Here is a 530-nt window from a genome sequence, read left to right on the forward strand (position 1 = left end):
GGTGCCGTCATCCGCAACGATGGTGATGTTTCGGCTGTCTCCTGCGAGCGGAATCGTCTTCGTGAACGTGTGCTCGATAGGGCGTGCCCCGACTGGCTTCGGCTGAATCTCGTAGTTCAACCCCGACCCGTCGGCCGACCCTCGACGAACACCGACCGAGCGGATGCCGACCTGATCCGTCACCCGAATCGTCAACCGAACTGCCGAGCGCGTGTTTATCAGACGCTGGTCGAGTATCTCGATCGACGGTGGGTCCTCGTCCTCAACGTAGAGGTTGACATTGTAGTGACGGCGATGGCCGCGCGAATCGAGTGCCGTGATCTTGAGGCTGTTTTGGCCGGCACCCACTTGCTCGTTGAACGGTCCCAGCCGAAGTGATTTGGAAATCGACGTGTTCGGGTCGTCGATCACGATTCGTTTTCGGAACCCCCAGGGGGCATCGATACCCTGTCCGTGATAGCGTAGCTCGATGGTTACCTGCTCGACATCAGAGTGGTCGTGAAGCGTCCCATCGAGTTGGATCTGCGACC

Annotated in this window: 1 pseudogene; it reads right to left on the reverse strand. The window is 59.2% G+C overall.

Annotated elements, in window-relative coordinates:
* A pseudogene (locus C5B91_RS21400) lies at nt 1-530 on the reverse strand (hypothetical protein); the annotation flags it as partial.

The sequence above is a fragment of the Haloferax sp. Atlit-10N genome (genome assembly GCF_003586325.1).
In the GTDB taxonomy this organism is placed as follows: domain Archaea; phylum Halobacteriota; class Halobacteria; order Halobacteriales; family Haloferacaceae; genus Haloferax; species Haloferax prahovense.